Below are 16,202 nucleotides of genomic sequence, written 5' to 3'. Positions count from 1 at the left end.
ATGCCCGACGCGACCCGGTGCCGGGTACGCCGCCCTTCCGGGGACGATGCCGGAGCGTGCGTCCGCCCTGCCTCTCCATTCCGGTCGGGCTCGATGTCAGACCCCCTGAGTACTGTGATCATCGTGCCTGGCACTGGCAACGAGAGGGGGAGAGACATGCACGAGGACGAGGATGAGCGGGTGGCGAGCCCGGACCGGATCCAGGAGGCTGTGCGCGCGGTGTCGGCGTTCGAGGCGGCGGCCGGATACGGGCGCCGCCGTGCCGCCACCTGGTTCGCGGGATGCGGTCGCGAGCTCGCGGAGCTCGAGTCGCCGGTCGCGGCGGCGGGGATGGCGATCGCGTGGGACGACGAGTGCACGTGCGGTGCGCCCGACCTGCTGTATTCGCGTCTGATGCTCGCGTACGGGGTCATCGAGTGGCGCCACGCGGGGGACTACGGGTACATCATCGATCGGATGGTCGAGTGCGTCGACGACTTCGAGCGCGCCGAGGACATCGAGCGTCTCGGCATCGCGCTCCAGCTGTTGCACGCGTCGGAGGCGGTGGTGCTCGGGCCGGGCGCCGCCCGGAGCGTCGCTGATCGGGCGATGCCCTACGTCGCGCGCAGCGTCGCGTGCTGGTGGACCGTCGTCGCGGCGCTGGCGCACGAGTCCTGCCCGGACCCCGATGTGCTGGACCGGCTCAAGGCCGCGATGCAGGCGCACCGCATCGGCGGCCTCTCGGCCGGCCACGAGGCTGCCATGCACGGCGTGGTGCTCGAGCTTCGACGTGCGTGCGGCGGTGACCGCGTTCCCGACCACGCCCGGATCATCGACTTCGTCCGCGGCATCGACGGTTGCGGCCTGCTGGTCGAGGAGGGGGCGTGCGTGCATCGGCCGGTGTGCTGGGATCCCGTCCTGCCGTGGAGCCCGCTGCTGCTCACCGTCGAGGCTGACACGGAGGCGGTGGGGTAGCGCGGGCGGGGACGGCTGAGTTCGCTCAGTCGCGCCGTTCGCACTGTCTGAGGTGGAGCGCGGCTACGGCCTCCGCGGTGAAAACGTCGGCGGCGAGCATCGAATACGCGGTGGGTCTCATGACCCCGCACGACGCGCCCGTCACGATGCGTCCGAGGGGTAGAGCGGTCCCAGGCGCATGGCGAGGATCGGGTTGCGCTCGGTGAGCGAGGCCAGCGCGGCTTGGTCTTCCCAGGTCTCGAGAATGGCGATGTACGCCTGGACGACCTTGACGCAGTAGAGGGCCGCCTCATGAGCCGTGGTCGCGTCCTCGGGGACCGGCACGACTTCGCCGTCGAGGAGGACAGCGGGGACGGGGTACCGCTCGAACGGGAGCCCCGCGGCGTCGGACTGGAGCGCCGAGAATTTGGAGGGTGCCATCGCCATGAAGGTGTCGGCGGCCTCCATCGCGATCCTCATGCCCACGCGGAAGGCGAGGCGCAGGTTGTCAGCACAGAACTCCTTGCCCGCATGCGCGAGCAGCTCGATCGTGTAGCCCGCGACACCACCCGCGAGCCACTCGAGCGCCGTCACCGAGGCGCCTTCGTGGATCTCACGTTCATCCTCCGGGCTGGCCCTGAGCACATTCAGGATCGCCACCCCAAGCTGGGCGCGGAGCAGCCGCTCGGGCTCCCAATCGTCATGGAATACCAAGGGAGAACTCCTCGTCGTGGTACAAAGCGGCTACCAACGCAACGGCGATGGTAGGTGTGGTCGCCGCAGTGCGGCAGGAGCTCATTCGACCGGCGACGCCTCGACGGTCGCCAGCCACTCGGCGACCTCCGCGGGCATCGCCTCGACGGCGCGCAGCTCCCTGCAGGCGCTCGACTGCACCCAGTAGTAGGGAGGCTTGCCAGGCGTGTCGTCGGGCGCGAAGAGCACATGTCGGGCGCCGGCACGCAGGACCCATTCCCGCGAGTCCTCGTCGTCGACCTCGGCATCGTCGAGATACGTCTCGCCGTTCCAGCACACCGGCAGCGAGACGAGCATCAGCAGCGGTTGCCACGTGGCGTCGAGCCGTCCGGTGAAGGAGTCGAGGCCCGAGACCCGCAGGTAGCGCGGCGGCACGCCCAGCCTGGTATCGACGTAGTAGCGCGAGCTCGATTCGACCGAGCGGAGCTCGTACAGACCCGGTTCGACAAGGACGTCGACGTGCTGAAGCGCCGTCATGCGTCGACTCCGCCCCGGTGCGGCCCGTCGAGAAAGTCGACCTCATCGGCATCGCGGGTGAGCGCATCAGGTGCAGGCATCTCGTCGAGCAGCTCGATGCTCTGGGCGGTCCGCTGGAGCCACCATGTGGTATCCGAGAGGCGCGGGCGGAAGCTCCCGAGCGGCGCTCGCGAATGGTCTGCCTCGTGCCACCAGTACTGGTGGCGGAACCCGACACGCAGGACGCCGTGTCCGGACGCGGGGCTCGCGAAAGGACCCTCGTCGCCCCGGTACGAGTCGATGCCGCGAAGGTAGAGCCACTGGTTGTCCAGCGCGCTCGCGTGGGTGCGACCGTCGCCGCGGGCCCGCATCAGCGTCGGATGCTCGCCTCGGGCATCGACGTAGTAGACCGTGCTCGACGAGCTGAGGATCCGGATCAGCACCGGTTCCTTGCTCAGGTCGACAGCCTCCACCTGCTCGGTCACGCGCCTCTCCTCTCGATGCTCGATGGTCGGATGGCTCAACCGCCCGACCTGCCTGCGGTGACGCTACCGCCGAGGTCCGACAGCGCATCGTCCGAATGTCGTCTGCGCGGGCACGATGCGCGAGTCGGCTTACGCGGCGGCGAGCGTCCGCGCGACCCACGACTCGGGCACGAGCGCCATGCCGTGCGCATCGAGCCCCACGTGGATCTGCAGCGTGCCCGTCGAGGAGCGCGTGAGCTGCTCAGTCGAGTGGGTGTGCCCATGGATCACCGGCAGACCGACGTCCCGCAGGCGGTGGCGCTCGCTGCTGTCGTCCGTGTAGGAGTCCCCGTCGAAGGGGAAGTGGGAGAGCATCGCGACGGCACCGTCGAAGGCGCGGATCCCGTGCGTGCCCACCGACTCGAAGACGTCGCGGTACATCGACTCGGCCTCCGCGTAGTCCGCGAACAGAGGATGCGCCGCATCGTGATTGCCCAGGATCAGGCGCTTGCGCCCGGGCAGGGTCGCGATGCGGTTCAACGCGTACGCGTGCTCGCGCACCGTGAGGTCGCCGAGCACGTACACGATGTCGTCGTTGTCCACGACGTTCCACCATGCGCTGCAGATCGCCTCGTCGTGGGCGTTGGTCGACGCGAACCCGCGCACGTCCGCCACAAGCTGGTGGCGCAGGTGAAGGTCGGCGGTGAACCAGATCGACGGTGCCATGCGTGGACTGTAGCGCCGGGCGGCGACAGCGCCCGCGTGACTCCTCGATGTCAGACCCCGTCGCCATACTTGCTGGCAGTCGCAGAGAAGTGGGGGAGAGATGTTCTGGGGAACCATGGCGTTCGAGGGGTGCGGGGCCGACGGCTGGCACGTCGCGGACGCGGAGCTGCTGGCCTGCGAGTGGTGCCGTGTCGGCAACCTCGGTGTGGGGAAGGCGCGCCCCGAGGCGGAGACGGTGATCCGTGAGATCCCGTTCGACGCCCGGGAACCCGACAAGGACCTCCAGCAGGTCTCGATCGTGCCGTGCTACGGCACGCATCGTGCCGATGGGTTCCCCGCCGACTTCGGCCCGCGGGACGAGTGCTACTACTGGTTCGGCCAGGACGAGGACACCGAGACGTACCTCTGGTGGTGGCTCAATGAGCGCGGTCCTGTCGCGCGCCACAACTCCGAGGCTCTCGCGTGGCTCGCCGAGAAGGCGGGCGTATGCATCGACCCCACGGTGATCTCGTCCGGACCCACGCAGCCGTTCCGGGAGGTCACCGCCGAGGACATCGCGCTCGCGACCACCATGTACCCCGACCCCGCGCCGCACCGCTATCCCGATGACCGCTTCGAGGTGGAGCCCCGCCACGCGGCGCACCCCGAGCGCCTGCTCGCGGGTGTGCGCGACGACGTCCGTGTCGCCTACGACCCCCTCGTCGTGCGACGCCGCATCCACATCGACTACGACGGCTCGGTCGTGTCGCAGGTGGGGTCGGCGGTGAGGGCCGCGCGCCGCGACATCTTCCACGACCTGGTGGTCGAACTGGGCGTTCCGCTGTCGGAGGGCGTGGACGATGCGCGGGTGCGGGGCCTTTACGCCGCCGCCGGGGGCGAGGTCGCGGAGGGCCTGGACGAGTCCGAGGTGGCGCGCGCCGCCGTGCTGCGCCATCGCTACGTGACGATGCTCCGCTGGGCCGGGCGCGCGCCGTCTCCGGACGGGATGGCTCACGCGGTGGAGGTTCCCCTGCCGAACCAGGGCATCGCTCACCCGCCGGAGCGAGCGCTGGAGTACATGGCGCGGCTCATCGCGAACGGGGTCGACGTGCCGACCGCTCGACAGCTCGCGGTGCGAGTCGCGCTCGAGAACGGGTTCGAGGGACCCAAACTTCACCTCATCGGATGGGACGCGCAGATCGACGCCTGCTGGAGCGAGGCGCTGCGGCGGCTGCGTGACGAGGGAGATGCCCATCAGTTCATGGACGTCATGACTCGCTCCGATCGCGGGTGGTGGGACGCCCCTGGCTCCGAGCCGTGGTGGGAGCGGGATCCTGCCACCGAGCTCACGGAGGAGGAGCGGCCTGAGCCCGTTCCTGCGCCCGACCCTGTGCTGGTCGCTCTCGATCGGCTCGTCTCGACGTCGGACCTCATCGGCTTCGCTCCGATCGAGCGGATCGAAGGCGGAGTCGGGACTCTGGTCGGCTGGGCGCTCTCCGTGGAGGCGAGGGCGCGGCTCGACGCGATGCTCGGCGAGGGCGGGGTCGATGCGGCGTTCCACGACGAGTTCGCCAGGGTCACGCACGACGCGTGGCGGGAGCGCGAGCGCGAGCGAACGGAGCAGCGGCGGGCGAAGCTCGAGCAGTGGCGTTCCGCTCGGCAGGGGGCCGACGAGTGAGCGCGATCCATGTCGACATCGAGCTTGCGAAGCTGCGCAAGGCGGTCGATGCCTTCGAGGACGCCGCCGGCTACGGCGACGGTCGCCCCGGTTGGCTTCACGGCTGCGGCCGGCGTCTGCTGCGCCTCGCCTGGGAGAGCCAGGTGGCGCTGAGCTCCCTGGAGCGCTACACCCTCGCGAACGGCCTCGGCCGGCCCGAGCCGCTCGATGCGGTGTGGGCGCGATGGTGGCTCGCGACCGCGATCGGGCGGTTCTTCACTCGCGACCGCCGTGAGGTCCCCCTCCTGGCCGATGCCGCGCGTGACGGGCTCGCCGCGCGCGGTGACTGGCGACGCGCCGCGATCGCCGCACAGATCGCGATCGCGGCGACCGATGTGATCGCGGGCGAGATCGGTAGCGGCCTCGCGCCGGGCCCCCTGGAGCGGGAGCTCGACGTCAACGTCACGGGCCTGTGGTTGGGCATCGTGAAGGAGTTCGGTGACGGCGAGCTCACGCGGGATCAGGTCGAGCATGAGTTGGACCGTTGGCGAGCGATTCACTCGTCGCGTTCGCGCGGCCGGCCGCGTGAGGAAGCGGCGACTGCGGCGTCGGGCGGCTTCGGCAAGCCGGACGGCGGGTGCGAGTGCGAGCAGGACGACGAGTGGTGCCACGCACCCGTGCTCGCGTCGACGCCGCTGTCGTTCGCGCTTATGGAGATCGATGAGGGCTCGGCGGGGCTTGATGACCTTGGTGCTTGAAACGCGATGAGTGCAGGTGACGACGAGCACCCGGCGGTCCCGCCTAAGGATGCCGAGACCTGGCTCGCATGGGCTTGCCGCCTGAACCAGGAAGTGGAGCGCGAGTGGCGGGACCGCGACGAGGCGGAGCGCCGGGCCGTGGCGACCGCGATGCGTGAACGGATGCCCGATCCGAGCCGGTGGCACCTCCCCGAGCACAGTGGCTGGTTCGGCATCCTCGCGCTTCTGCATGCGGAGCTCGTCAATGCGAGCCCGAACTACCTGCTTCGCGAGGTCAAGGAGAGGTGAGGGCTGCTCCGCGTCTACGTCGACCATCCCGATGGCGTGCCGGAGAAGGCGCAGCTGAGGTGCCTGGCGCTGGTAGATGAGGCCGCCGATGAATCGTCGACGACGTGTCGCGAGTGCGGGCAGGCTGGGCGGCTGCGCTCGGAGATCTACGCGACGCTGTGCGACGCCTGCTGGAGCGAGCGGGTGAAGGGCGGACGCTGACGTCCGGTCCGGCGCCACTGTCAGACCCCCTCCCTAGTCTGTGGGCTACCAGGAACGACAGCGGCGACATCGAGGATCGCCGCGCTACAGAGGGGAGGCGGCTATGAAGGTCGCACTGCTGGGGGACACGCACGGCAACGAGGAATGGATCCGTCACGCGCTCGAGGAGTTCGCCACGGCCGGGCTCGACACCATCATCCAGGTCGGAGACCTCGGCGTCTGGCCGGGACCGGCCGCCGGGAAGATGTGGAACAAGATCGACGAGCTGCTCGCGCGGAACGGCCAGACGATGTACGTCGCGCCGGGGAACCACGAGGACTACGACCGCATCGACCGGCTCGAGGCGCGCGATGACGGCTGGCTCCGGTTCCGTCACCACATCCTGCTCGCGCCGCGTGGTCATCGCACCGAGCTGGGAGGGCGGACCCTCGTGTGGCTGGGCGGAGCGGCGAGCGTCGACCGTGGCTGGCGGCGCTACCTGGAGTCCATGACCGGTCAGAAGACCTGGTGGCACCAGGAGGAGATCACCGCCGCCGATGTCGAAGCTGCCGCGGCCGGCGGTCACGCCGACATCATGGTCGCCCACGAGGCGCCGCACGGCGTGCCGTCGATCGAGCGGCAGATCGCCGGCAACCCGGGAGGCTTCGCCCGGGAGGACCTCATGTACGCGCACTACGTGCGTCGCGCCTTCACCGACGCGTTCGAGGCGGTCCGGCCTGGGCTGCTCCTTCACGGCCACTACCACCTCCCCGTCGACGAGCTCGTGGAGTTCGACGGCTTCCGCACGCGGGTGTTCGGACTCTCCCTCGACGGTGACCCGCTCTCGCTCGGCGTGCTCGACCTCGACACGCTCGAGCCGGGCTTCCTGGGGGGAGAGCTGTGATGGGGATCCGTGTCGAAGAGAAGGGCAGGTGGTGACGATGATGATCGACCTCAAGGAGCTCGCGCGAGCCGAGCGGGAGTGGGCCGTGACCGTGCTGCCCGACATCGACGGCGGAGCGGGGGCGACCACGGTCGACCGGCACGGTGATCGCATCGTCTGGCGCGATTCGTCCGCGGCCTTCGCGTCCGTGGGATCCGATGACCCGCGCGAGCGGGCCCATGCGCTCGTCTGTGCGCAGTGGTACTTCGACAGGGCCGCCGGCATCACGCATCGTGCCCCTCGCCCGCGCCCCGCCCGGGCGCACCCCGTGCCGTGCCCGCCCAAGAAGCTGAAGGTGCGGCGGCGCGTCTGCCTGTGCCACAGCGCGGACGGGGGCTGGAAGCGGATGTACGCGACTCTGGACAGGGCTCAGGAGGTCGCCCTCCGCATGTCCGCCAAGAACGGCACGACCATGAACCCGTTCGCGTGTCCCTCGGGGGAGGGCTTCCACATCGCGACGAGCGTGGCGGACAAGCGCACGCGGCGCACGCTGTCGTCGCCTCACGATCTCCCGGATCGTCGCCGATGACCGCCGCCTCCGCGCGCGCTCCTGCTCCTCGACTTCGACGGGGTGCTGAACATCGACGCGTCGCGCGGCGCGTACAAGAAGAACCCGAATGTGCCGCATCACTGGCAGCAGAAGCTGCTCCACGCGGACGGCATGGCGTACCGGGTCCGCTACTCGTGGGAGGTGGTGCGGCGCCTCAACCAGATGCGGCTCGCGTACGGCTTCGAGTGGCTGTGGCTCACCACGTGGCGCGAGCACGGACCCGGCGTGATACGTCCGGCGCTGCGCACGCTCGACGACGGCTTCATCCCGTGGAAGGAGTCCGATGGCCAGGGTTTCCCGGGGTACGAGCGCGATCCCCACGGCGCCGCCAAGGTGGCGCATGTCGAGAGGCTCAACGACGAGGAGGCGCGGCCCTTCGTGTGGGTGGATGACGTGGCGATCCGATGGTTCGATCGCGCGCGCCTCCGGACGCCCGTGCCGCACCTCAACGTGCAGACCGACCCCATGTGGGGGCTCACCAACGACGACCTCGACAGGATCGAGGCATTCTTCGCCGCGCACGCGTGGCACGACGACGAGAGGCATGCATGATGAAGGACGGTGACGACGTGAAGGTCCCCGATGACGCTGGCGAATATGCGGAGGGTCTGGCCGCGATCCTGCGCCGCATCCCGCGTCATTGGGGCCGCTCCCTTCGGTGCGACGCCGGCTGGTACGGGATCATCACGCGCCTTGACGCCGAGCTCTACGCGCTCGTCGGCGAGTACGAGATCAACCAGGTCAAGGAGAAGTTCGGTGGGCTGCGGTACTACTGCGAGTATCCGGACGGGACCTCCCGGCACGTGGCCGAACGCTGCGACGCGCTGATCCGGGCGGCGGAGGCGCAGTCGTTCGAGACGTGCGAGAAGTGTGGCGCGTCCGGGAAGCTCCGCACCAGCTCCTACTACCTGGTGACGCTGTGCGATGACCACGAGCGGGCGCGGTACACGGGGCAGGCGGGCGAGTGAAGATCGGCATCCTGGGTGACACCCACCTGAACTTCAACTGGATCGCCTATGCCCTCGGCCGGTTCGCCGAGCGCGGCCTCGAGACGATCGTGCAGACGGGCGACCTCGGCGTGTGGCCCGGCGAGCGCGCCGCCCGCGGCTGGGACGCCATCGACGAGCGCCTCGCCGCGCACGGCCAGCGCATCCTTGCGGCACCCGGCAACCACGAGGACTACGACCAGATCGACGGGCTGCCCGTCGACGATGACGGCTTCCTCGTCTTCCGAGACCGCATCCGCCTGGCGCCCCGTGGCCACCGCAGCGCGCTGGGTGATCGAAGCGTCGTGTGGCTCGGGGGCGCGGCGAGCATCGACCGGGCGCACCGTCTCGAGCGCGAGGCCTCCGGGATCGCGCCGACCAAGGAATGGTGGGCACAGGAAGCCGTCAACGCGGAGGACGTCGCGCGTACCGTCGCGGGCGGTCACGCCGACATCATGGTGAGCCACGAGGGCCCGCACGGCGTGGTCGCGCTCGAACGTCGGCTCGAGGAGAAGCGTCCCTACAGCGCCGTCGAGGACGTCATGTACTCCGAGCACGTCAAGCATGTGTTCACGCAGGCGGTGCATGGCGTGAAGCCGTCGCTCCTGCTGCACGGGCACTATCACGCGCACCTCGACGCGCACCTCGCCTACGAGGACGGTCGGGCGACGCGCATCGTCACCCTCGCCTGCGACGGACAGAACGGTGCCATGGGAGCCCTTGAGACGGAGACCCTCGCCGTCGAGGTGTGGGACGAGCCCGTGGCCTGGGGAGAGATCAAGGCGCGGCTGATCGCGCACGACGAGTGGATCCGGTGACGTGAAGGTCGGGCTGCTCGGCGATATCCACGGCAACGCGAGGTGGGCACGCCATGCGATCGAGGTGTTCGGCGCACGCGGGATCGCCACGGTGGTCCAGGTGGGCGACCTGGGCGTCGCTCACGGAGGCACCGAGATCGAGAAGTGGGATCGGGCGAACAAGCTGCTGCGCGTGCATGGCATGACGATGCTCGTCGCTCCGGGCAACCACGAGGACTACGACCACATCGACGCACTCGAGCCCCGTGCGGATGGCTGGATCCCGTTCCGCGACCGGATCCTGCTCGCGCCGCGCGGGCACCGGAGCGAGCTCGGCGGAAGGTCGGTCGTGTGGCTCGGCGGTGCGGGCAGCGTCGACAGGCACGCGCGCCGCCAGCGTGGCGAGTGGCAGGGGAGGCGGAAGCTGTGGTGGGAGCAGGAGGCGATCTCTGACGCGGACATCGAGCGCGCCGTCGCCGGCGGGCACGCGGAGATCATGGTGACCCACGAGGCGCCTGCACCCGTGCCGTCGATCGAACGTGCGCTCGGAGGACGCACACCCTTCAAGGCTCACGACCGTGAGTACGCGGCCCACGTGCGCGCCGCGCTGACGCGAGCCGTCGACGCGATCCGCCCCGCCGTGCTGGTGCACGGTCACCACCATCGCATCGTGCGTGACGGGTGGCGCCATCCGGATGGCGGGGGAGCCACCCGCGTCTTCGGGCTGGCAGCGGAGTACTCCCACGGCGGCCTGGGCGTGCTCGACACCGCGACCCTCGAGGTCGAGCACCTCGCGTTCGACACCATGTGAGATCGGCAGGCGGCATCGTGGCGGAGAGCGGGCCGCCCCTACTGCTCGCTCAACACCTGCAGCGCATCATCGAGCAGCCGCGGGACCGCGTCGTCGACCGTGGCCCACACCACCTCGCGGCTGACCCGCCAGTACTCGTGGACGATGATGTTCCGTTGCGCCTTCGGCGTCCCTGGCGGCAGCGAGCCGAGGCGAGCGTAGGTGGCGTCCGACACGTGGGCGAGCGCCTCTCCGATGACGGTGAGGCAGTGAAGCACCGCGTCGAAGGTGCGAGGGTCGTCGAGCGCGGACGGCGACCCGCCCACGTACCGGTGGATGCGTTCGCACGCGTCGACCACGTGGCGAAGCCGTTCCGCGTCGCGCGCGGGCACGGCGGTCACAGGACAACCGATGACGCGAGGACGGCGTCGCGATCCTCGGGCGGGATGCTGCTCAGGGTGACCAGGTCGACCTCGCACGCCAGGAGCTCCGCGAGGCGCCCGCGCAAGGCGGCCAGGTGGAACAGCGTCGTGCCAGGCGCGCTGTCGATCCAGAAGTCGACGTCGGAGTCGGGGCCGTCGTCTGCCCGGGCCACCGACCCGAACACGCCGATGCGCAGCGCGCCCAGGGTCCGGGCGGCCTCCACGATCTCCTCGCGTCGCCGGAGCACGTCGACGATCCTCGAGCGGTCCGCCGTTCCCGACGCGAGGTACTGCGCGAGCGCGGCCTCGACCACCGACGTGAAGGTCGGGCGGCCAGGCTGGGCGGCGACGAACGCGACGAGCCGCTGGTCGAGCTCGTCGGGCAGGGTCACGGTCGCGCGCCGCATATCGCGACGCTATCACCAGATGGTGACCGTGGTGAAGAGTCACGGCGCGCCCGCGCACCCCACGCATCGTCCCCGCTCACCAGGCACGACGCGCGCGCCCGGTTTAGCGTGAGCGGTGGAGGGGAGGATCGCCATGGCCGATCACGCCGAACAGCCCGCAGACGGCGCAGCAGCACCCCACACCCACGAGAAGCGCGAGCACTGGTCCGGCCAGACGGCCTTCATCCTCGCCGCGATCGGATCCGCCGTGGGGCTGGGCAACATCTGGCGCTTCCCGGGCCAGGCCTACGAGCACGGGGGCGGGGCGTTCATGATCCCGTACCTCGTGGCCCTGATCACGGCGGGCATCCCGATCCTGTTCCTCGAGAACGCCATCGGCCACCGCTTCCGGGGCTCGGCGCCGCTCGCGATGAAGCGGGTCCACAGGAACGCCGAGGGCGTGGGCTGGCTGCACGTCGCCATCTGCTTCGTCATCGGGCTGTACTACACGGCGATCATCGCGTGGGCGGTGAGCTACTTCTTCTTCAGCTTCGACCTGTCCTACGCCGACGACCCGGCGGGCTTCTTCACCGCCGACTACCTCCAGCTGGGCGAGGCGGGCACCGTGAGCCTCAGCTTCGTGCCGCATGTGCTGATCCCGCTCGCCGCGGTGTGGGTGGTGACCATCGTCATCCTCGCGCTCGGCATCCACAAGGGAGTCGAGCGTCTCAACGTCATCGGCATCCCCGTCCTGGTGGCGACCTTCCTGGTGATCGTGGTGCGGGCGCTGTTCCTCGACGGCGCCGCGGACGGCGTCGCGGCGCTGTTCACCCCCGACTTCGCCGCCCTCACGGACCCGCAGGTGTGGATCGCGGCCTACGGGCAGATCTTCTTCTCGCTGTCGCTCGCCTACGGGATCATGATCACGTACGCGTCCTACCGGCGCCGCCGGTCCAACATCACCGCGCCGGGCATGGTCGTCGCGTTCGGCAACAGCTCCTTCGAGCTGCTCGCCGGCATCGGGGTCTTCGCGACGCTCGGCTTCCTCGCCCACGAGCAGGGCACCACGGTGGCCGGGCTCGACAACCTCGCCGGGCCCTTCCTGTCCTTCGTCACCTTCCCCGCCGTGATCGCGGAGATGCCGGGCGGGGCCTTCTTCGGTGCCCTGTTCTTCGGGTCCCTGGTGCTCGCGGGCATGACGTCGCTGGTGTCCGTGCTCCAGGTGATCTCCGCCGCGCTCCAGGACAAATTCGGCCTGCACCCGCGCGGCTCAGCGGTGGCGGTCGGGCTCGTCTCGGCGGTGCTGTCGATCATCGGCTTCGGCACCACCACGGGCCTGTACCTCCTCGACACCGTGGACCAGTGGTCCAATCAGCTTGGCATCGTCGCGGGCGCCATCACCATGATCGCCGCGGCCCTGTGGTTCGGCCGCCGCGGTCACGAGCTCGAGCGCCACCTCGCGGCGGTGTCGACCATGCGCCCGGGCCGCTACTGGATCTGGCTGGTCAACGCCGTCGCCGTGCTGCTCATCTACATGTTCGCCGAGAAGGCCGTGAGCCTCATCCGCGACGGCTACGGCGGCTATCCCGGCTGGTACCTCGCCGTGTTCGGATGGGGAACGGCGGCCTTCCTGCTCGCGGTCGCGCTGCTCATGCCGCTCCTGCGATGGCGCCGCGATATCGCGCGCTTCCACGCGTGGCCCACGCGCGAGCAGCTCGCGCTGCCCGCGGAGGTGGGGGAGCGCCATACCGAGGACTACGACCCGAAGGGGGAGCCATGACCGGCGACGCGCTGACGCTGATGCTCGTGTCCATCGTGCTCATCTGGGGCGGGCTCGCCGCGTCGATCGTCTACGTCGCCCGCCGCCCCGAGAACGACCACATGCCCGCGGGCGGCGAGGACACGCGGGTCCCGGATTGATGATGCGCGCCGCACCGGCGCGCGCGGCTCACGACGCGTAGCCGCCCAGGTGGGCGTCCACCATCCACTCGTCGTCCGTGGTGCGGGTCGAGAGCAGCGGATCGCCGTCCTCGATGAGCAGGTAGTCGTGGCGCGGGCGGCGCGGCCCGTCGATGTCGTCCCACGTGACGTCGACCAGCATCCACCGCCCGTCGACGCGCACCTTGTTCCACGCGTGGTCGCCGCCGGTGAGCCCGGCGGAGTCCGAGCCGGTGACCTCGACCGCCTCGAGCCCCACGGCGTGCGCCATGGCGAGGAACGCCTGCGCGTAGCCGGTGCACACCGCGGTGCCGTCGACCAGGATCCCGTACGCCTCCTGGGACCGCGCGACCAGGGCAGAGTCCACCTCGCCGCGTGTGATCGCCTCGAAGGCCGCCTTGTCGTAGGACGCGGAGGAGGCGAGGTAGTCGTGGATCGCCGTGACCTGCCTCGCCTCGGTGGTGGCGGTGGCCGCGCCCGACACCGCGATCGCGTGCTGCACCGCGGTCGCGGTGGCGACGCGCCTGCGGTCCGCCTCCGCATCGTCGTACACGTAGCCCGGCTGGACGGTGACGCGCGCGAGGCTCCTCGCCGTCGTCCAGCCCTGGACGAAGACGTACGGGTTCTGGCTGAGGGCCTCGCGCATCGCGTCCTCGACCGCATCGTCGCCGTCGGCACGCGCCCAGTAGGTGACGTCGATCGTTCCGTCCTGCGCGACCATCCCGGCTGCGAGGTGGCGCACGAGGTCGGTCGAGCCGTTCACCGGGTACGCGACGTGGGCGGACTCGGGCCTACCCGACGGGGTCATCGCCGCGGCGGCTCGCGCCGCGAGGTTCGCCGACTCGGGGAGGATGCCGAGCTGGCCCGCGACGCTCACGCCGAGGAACGTCACGAGCACCACGAGCGTGCCGGTCCATGCGATACGCCGCCGGCGCGCCGCCCGGCGCGAGCGCGCGTAGGCCGCGTTCACGCGCGCGTGGGCATCCGCGGCCGACCACCCCTGCGGCGGCGCGGGATCGCGCTCCGGTGTGACGACCATCGTGCCCCCTCGAGCGGCCGCGTCCCTCGCCGCGCCCACGCGTGAACCTACCAGCGCGGCGGTGGCCGAGGCGCCGGGGTGACGCATATCACCCCACGTAGACGCCCCTTTCGCCCCGAGTGTCCGCGGTCCCATTCATCCTCATGCATAATGATGCATAGCGATGCATCGCCTTCCGTGAGCGACCGACAGGTATCACCTCGCGGGTCCCCGGAGGCCGATGCGCCCTCACACCCTCGAAGGAGCACTCCCATGCGTACGCCTGCCCTCGTCGCGATCGCGGCGACCACCGCCCTCGCCCTCACCGGCTGCACCTACGCCTCGCAGGAGACCGGCTCCAGCACGGGCACGAGCACCGACGCCGCCACCGCCGCGGCCGTCGAGGGCTTCGACGCCGCCACGGTCGCCGTCAACGAGGACGCCGTCGCGCTGCTGCCGCAGGACGTCGTGGACCGCGGCACGCTCCGCGTCGGCATGGAGACCACCTACGCGCCCGCCGAGTACCTCGACGTCGACGGCCAGACCCCGATCGGCTACGACGTCGACATCTCCGAGGCGATCGCCGCCGCGCTCGGCCTCGAGGCCGAGGTGCAGTCCGCCGCGTTCGACTCGATCATCCCGTCGATCGGCACCAAGTTCGACGCGGGCATCAGCTCCTTCACCATCACGCCGGAGCGCGTCGAGGTCGCCGACATGACCTCCTACCTGTCCGTGGGCGAGGCGTACGCGGTCGCCGCGGGCAACCCCGCTGGCATCGACGCCGCCGACCTGTGCGGCGCGACCGTCGCCCTGCAGACCGGCACCGTCCAGCAGGACGAGGCGACCCAGATGGCGGCGGACTGCGAGGACGCGGGCAAGGACGCCCTCGAGATCCTCAACTACGACTCGCAGGCGGACGCCGCCACCAACGTCGTCGGCGGCAAGGCGGACGTGCTCTTCGCCGACTCGCCGATCATCGGCTACGCGGTCACCCAGACCGGCGGCCAGCTCGAGCAGCTGGGCGACGCCTTCGCGACCGCGTCGCAGGGCATCGTCACCGCCCAGGGCTCCGAGGTGACCGACGCGATCGCGCTCGCCCTGCAGGGCCTCATGGACGATGGCACGCTGAAGAGCATCCTCGACGCGTGGGGCGCCGCCGACGGCATGCTCACCACGGCCGAGGTCAACCCCGCGTCCTGACGGGAGACCCCATGAGCGCCGCATCGTCCACCGACCCGGTACCCAACCGCATCCATGCGCGCCCCGTGCCGCGCCCCGGCCGCTGGATCGCGGCGGCGATCGTGCTGGTGCTCGCCGCGATGGCGGTGCACTCGCTGGTGACCAACCCCAAGTTCGCGTGGGACACCGTGGGGCTTTACCTGCGCGACGTCACGGTCATCAGAGGCGTCGGCTGGACGCTCATCCTCACGGTGGGCTCGATGCTCATCGGCATCGTGCTCGCGGTGCTCCTCGCGATCATGCGCCGCTCCGACAACCCGGTGCTGCGCTCGGTGGCGTGGTTCTACATCTGGCTGTTCCGCGGCACCCCGATCTGGACCCAGCTGGTGTTCTGGGGCCTCATCTCGGTGCTCTACCCGACGCTGAGCATCGGCATCCCGTTCGGGCCCGAGTTCGTCACCTTCGAGACCCAGGCCGTCATCACGGCATTCTGGGCGGCGTTGCTGGGGCTGGGACTCAACGAGGCCGCGTACCTCGCGGAGATCGTCCGCGCCGGCCTCGGCTCCGTCGACAAGGGCCAGGAGGAGGCCGCGCGGGCGCTCGGCATGAAGGAGTCGACCATCCTGCGGCGCATCGTCATCCCGCAGGCCATGCGCGTCATCGTCCCGCCCACCGGCAACGAGACCATCTCGATGCTCAAGACCACCTCGCTCGTCTCCGCGGTGCCGTTCACGCTCGACCTCACCTTCGCGACCAACGCGATCGGCAACCGCATCTTCGAGCCCATCCCGCTGCTCATCGTGAGCGCGTTCTGGTACCTGCTCATCACGTCCGTCCTCATGGTCGGGCAGCACTACCTCGAGCGGTACTACGGCCGCGGCACGGGGGAGTCGAAGCCGAGCGGCCGCGGGCCTCGCAAGCCGCGCCTGGGACGCCAGGCGGCGATCAAGGCGTCCGGCACCGCCAAGGACGCCCCCTTCCTGGAGGTGACCCCGTGAC

The 16,202-nt window shown here is 70.3% G+C and carries 21 protein-coding genes; 14 read left to right on the top strand and 7 right to left on the bottom strand.

Translation table 11 applies throughout. From position 1 onward, the window contains the following. Positions 1 to 156: 156 nt before the first annotated feature. Positions 157 to 954: a hypothetical protein gene (locus AOM09_RS03665; RefSeq protein WP_062384558.1), complete on the top strand. Its 798-nt coding sequence runs from the start codon at positions 157 to 159 to the stop codon at positions 952 to 954. A gap of 141 nt (positions 955 to 1,095) precedes the next feature. Here AOM09_RS03665 and AOM09_RS03660 read toward each other — a convergent pair whose 3' ends face one another. The 4 genes from AOM09_RS03660 to AOM09_RS03645 form a co-directional block, all read right to left on the bottom strand. Continuing rightward, entirely contained in the window at positions 1,096 to 1,527 is a 432-nt protein-coding gene (locus AOM09_RS03660) for a hypothetical protein (RefSeq protein WP_156162220.1), read from the bottom strand. 201 nt (positions 1,528 to 1,728) lie between these two features. After that, positions 1,729 to 2,163, bottom strand: coding sequence for a hypothetical protein (locus tag AOM09_RS03655; RefSeq protein WP_062384551.1), 435 nt, complete (start codon positions 2,161 to 2,163; stop codon positions 1,729 to 1,731). Continuing rightward, complete coding sequence (locus tag AOM09_RS03650) at positions 2,160 to 2,627, bottom strand: hypothetical protein (protein WP_062384548.1); 468 nt, start codon at positions 2,625 to 2,627, stop codon at positions 2,160 to 2,162. Before AOM09_RS03650 ends, AOM09_RS03655 begins: the two co-directional genes overlap by 4 nt. Positions 2,628 to 2,756: 129 nt before the next feature. After that, entirely contained in the window at positions 2,757 to 3,332 is a 576-nt protein-coding gene (locus AOM09_RS03645) for a metallophosphoesterase (protein ID WP_062384545.1), read from the bottom strand. 100 nt (positions 3,333 to 3,432) lie between these two features. On the opposite strand from AOM09_RS03645, the gene AOM09_RS03640 reads away from it, so the two are divergent. The 9 genes from AOM09_RS03640 (at position 3,433) to AOM09_RS03600 (ending at position 10,281) form a co-directional block, all read left to right on the top strand. Further along, positions 3,433 to 4,989 carry a hypothetical protein gene (locus tag AOM09_RS03640; RefSeq protein ID WP_156162218.1) on the top strand — a complete coding sequence of 519 codons (1,557 nt, stop codon included), beginning with the start codon at positions 3,433 to 3,435 and terminating at the stop codon, positions 4,987 to 4,989. Continuing rightward, on the top strand, positions 4,986 to 5,726 hold the full coding sequence (locus AOM09_RS03635; RefSeq protein WP_062384539.1) for a hypothetical protein: 741 nt from the start codon (positions 4,986 to 4,988) through the stop codon (positions 5,724 to 5,726). Before AOM09_RS03640 ends, AOM09_RS03635 begins: the two co-directional genes overlap by 4 nt. A 6-nt stretch (positions 5,727 to 5,732) precedes the next feature. Beyond that, positions 5,733 to 6,014 (top strand): hypothetical protein, encoded by a 282-nt coding sequence (locus tag AOM09_RS03630; protein WP_062384536.1) that lies wholly within the window; start codon positions 5,733 to 5,735, stop codon positions 6,012 to 6,014. A 304-nt stretch (positions 6,015 to 6,318) separates the two neighbouring features. Next, positions 6,319 to 7,098, top strand: a complete 780-nt coding sequence (locus AOM09_RS03625) for a metallophosphoesterase family protein (protein ID WP_062384533.1) — start codon at positions 6,319 to 6,321, stop codon at positions 7,096 to 7,098. 31 nt (positions 7,099 to 7,129) lie between these two features. Next, complete coding sequence (locus AOM09_RS03620) at positions 7,130 to 7,666, top strand: hypothetical protein (protein WP_156162217.1); 537 nt, start codon at positions 7,130 to 7,132, stop codon at positions 7,664 to 7,666. A gap of 21 nt (positions 7,667 to 7,687) precedes the next feature. Continuing rightward, positions 7,688 to 8,239, top strand: coding sequence for an HAD domain-containing protein (locus tag AOM09_RS03615; RefSeq protein WP_228375064.1), 552 nt, complete (start codon positions 7,688 to 7,690; stop codon positions 8,237 to 8,239). After that, positions 8,236 to 8,655: a hypothetical protein gene (locus AOM09_RS03610; protein ID WP_062384526.1), complete on the top strand. Its 420-nt coding sequence runs from the start codon at positions 8,236 to 8,238 to the stop codon at positions 8,653 to 8,655. The genes AOM09_RS03615 and AOM09_RS03610 overlap by 4 nt, the downstream gene beginning before the upstream one ends. Further along, positions 8,652 to 9,491: a metallophosphoesterase family protein gene (locus tag AOM09_RS03605; RefSeq protein WP_062384524.1), complete on the top strand. Its 840-nt coding sequence runs from the start codon at positions 8,652 to 8,654 to the stop codon at positions 9,489 to 9,491. Before AOM09_RS03610 ends, AOM09_RS03605 begins: the two co-directional genes overlap by 4 nt. 1 nt (position 9,492) lies before the next feature. Next, positions 9,493 to 10,281, top strand: a complete 789-nt coding sequence (locus AOM09_RS03600; RefSeq protein WP_062384522.1) for a metallophosphoesterase family protein — start codon at positions 9,493 to 9,495, stop codon at positions 10,279 to 10,281. Between the two features lie 38 nt (positions 10,282 to 10,319). Here the strand turns inward: AOM09_RS03600 and AOM09_RS03595 are convergent, their stop codons facing one another. Together AOM09_RS03595 and AOM09_RS03590 are read right to left on the bottom strand one after the other, a co-directional pair. After that, entirely contained in the window at positions 10,320 to 10,661 is a 342-nt protein-coding gene (locus tag AOM09_RS03595; protein ID WP_062384520.1) for a HepT-like ribonuclease domain-containing protein, read from the bottom strand. Then, positions 10,658 to 11,089, bottom strand: coding sequence for a nucleotidyltransferase family protein (locus AOM09_RS03590; protein ID WP_062384518.1), 432 nt, complete (start codon positions 11,087 to 11,089; stop codon positions 10,658 to 10,660). Before AOM09_RS03590 ends, AOM09_RS03595 begins: the two co-directional genes overlap by 4 nt. 133 nt (positions 11,090 to 11,222) lie before the next feature. Between AOM09_RS03590 and AOM09_RS03585 the strand changes: the two genes are divergently transcribed. Together AOM09_RS03585 and AOM09_RS15125 are read left to right on the top strand one after the other, a co-directional pair. After that, positions 11,223 to 12,848 (top strand): sodium-dependent transporter, encoded by a 1,626-nt coding sequence (locus tag AOM09_RS03585; protein WP_082098809.1) that lies wholly within the window; start codon positions 11,223 to 11,225, stop codon positions 12,846 to 12,848. Next, complete coding sequence (locus AOM09_RS15125) at positions 12,845 to 12,988, top strand: methionine/alanine import family NSS transporter small subunit (protein WP_156162216.1); 144 nt, start codon at positions 12,845 to 12,847, stop codon at positions 12,986 to 12,988. Before AOM09_RS03585 ends, AOM09_RS15125 begins: the two co-directional genes overlap by 4 nt. A gap of 28 nt (positions 12,989 to 13,016) precedes the next feature. On the opposite strand, the gene AOM09_RS03580 is transcribed toward AOM09_RS15125, so the two are convergent. Continuing rightward, positions 13,017 to 14,045, bottom strand: a complete 1,029-nt coding sequence (locus tag AOM09_RS03580) for a transglutaminase domain-containing protein (protein WP_062384514.1) — start codon at positions 14,043 to 14,045, stop codon at positions 13,017 to 13,019. A gap of 252 nt (positions 14,046 to 14,297) precedes the next feature. Between AOM09_RS03580 and AOM09_RS03575 the strand changes: the two genes are divergently transcribed. Both AOM09_RS03575 and AOM09_RS03570 read left to right on the top strand, forming a co-directional pair. Then, positions 14,298 to 15,224, top strand: a complete 927-nt coding sequence (locus AOM09_RS03575; RefSeq protein ID WP_062384511.1) for an ABC transporter substrate-binding protein — start codon at positions 14,298 to 14,300, stop codon at positions 15,222 to 15,224. An 11-nt stretch (positions 15,225 to 15,235) separates the two neighbouring features. Further along, positions 15,236 to 16,201 carry an amino acid ABC transporter permease gene (locus AOM09_RS03570; protein WP_062384508.1) on the top strand — a complete coding sequence of 322 codons (966 nt, stop codon included), beginning with the start codon at positions 15,236 to 15,238 and terminating at the stop codon, positions 16,199 to 16,201. The last annotated feature ends 1 nt before the right edge of the window (position 16,202 follow it).

Source organism: Demequina iriomotensis, assembly GCF_000971395.1.
GTDB classification, from domain to species: Bacteria; Actinomycetota; Actinomycetes; order Actinomycetales; family Demequinaceae; genus Demequina; species Demequina iriomotensis.
Note: the sequence above shows the minus strand (reverse complement) of the source record. Positions and strands in the feature narration are given on the sequence as shown.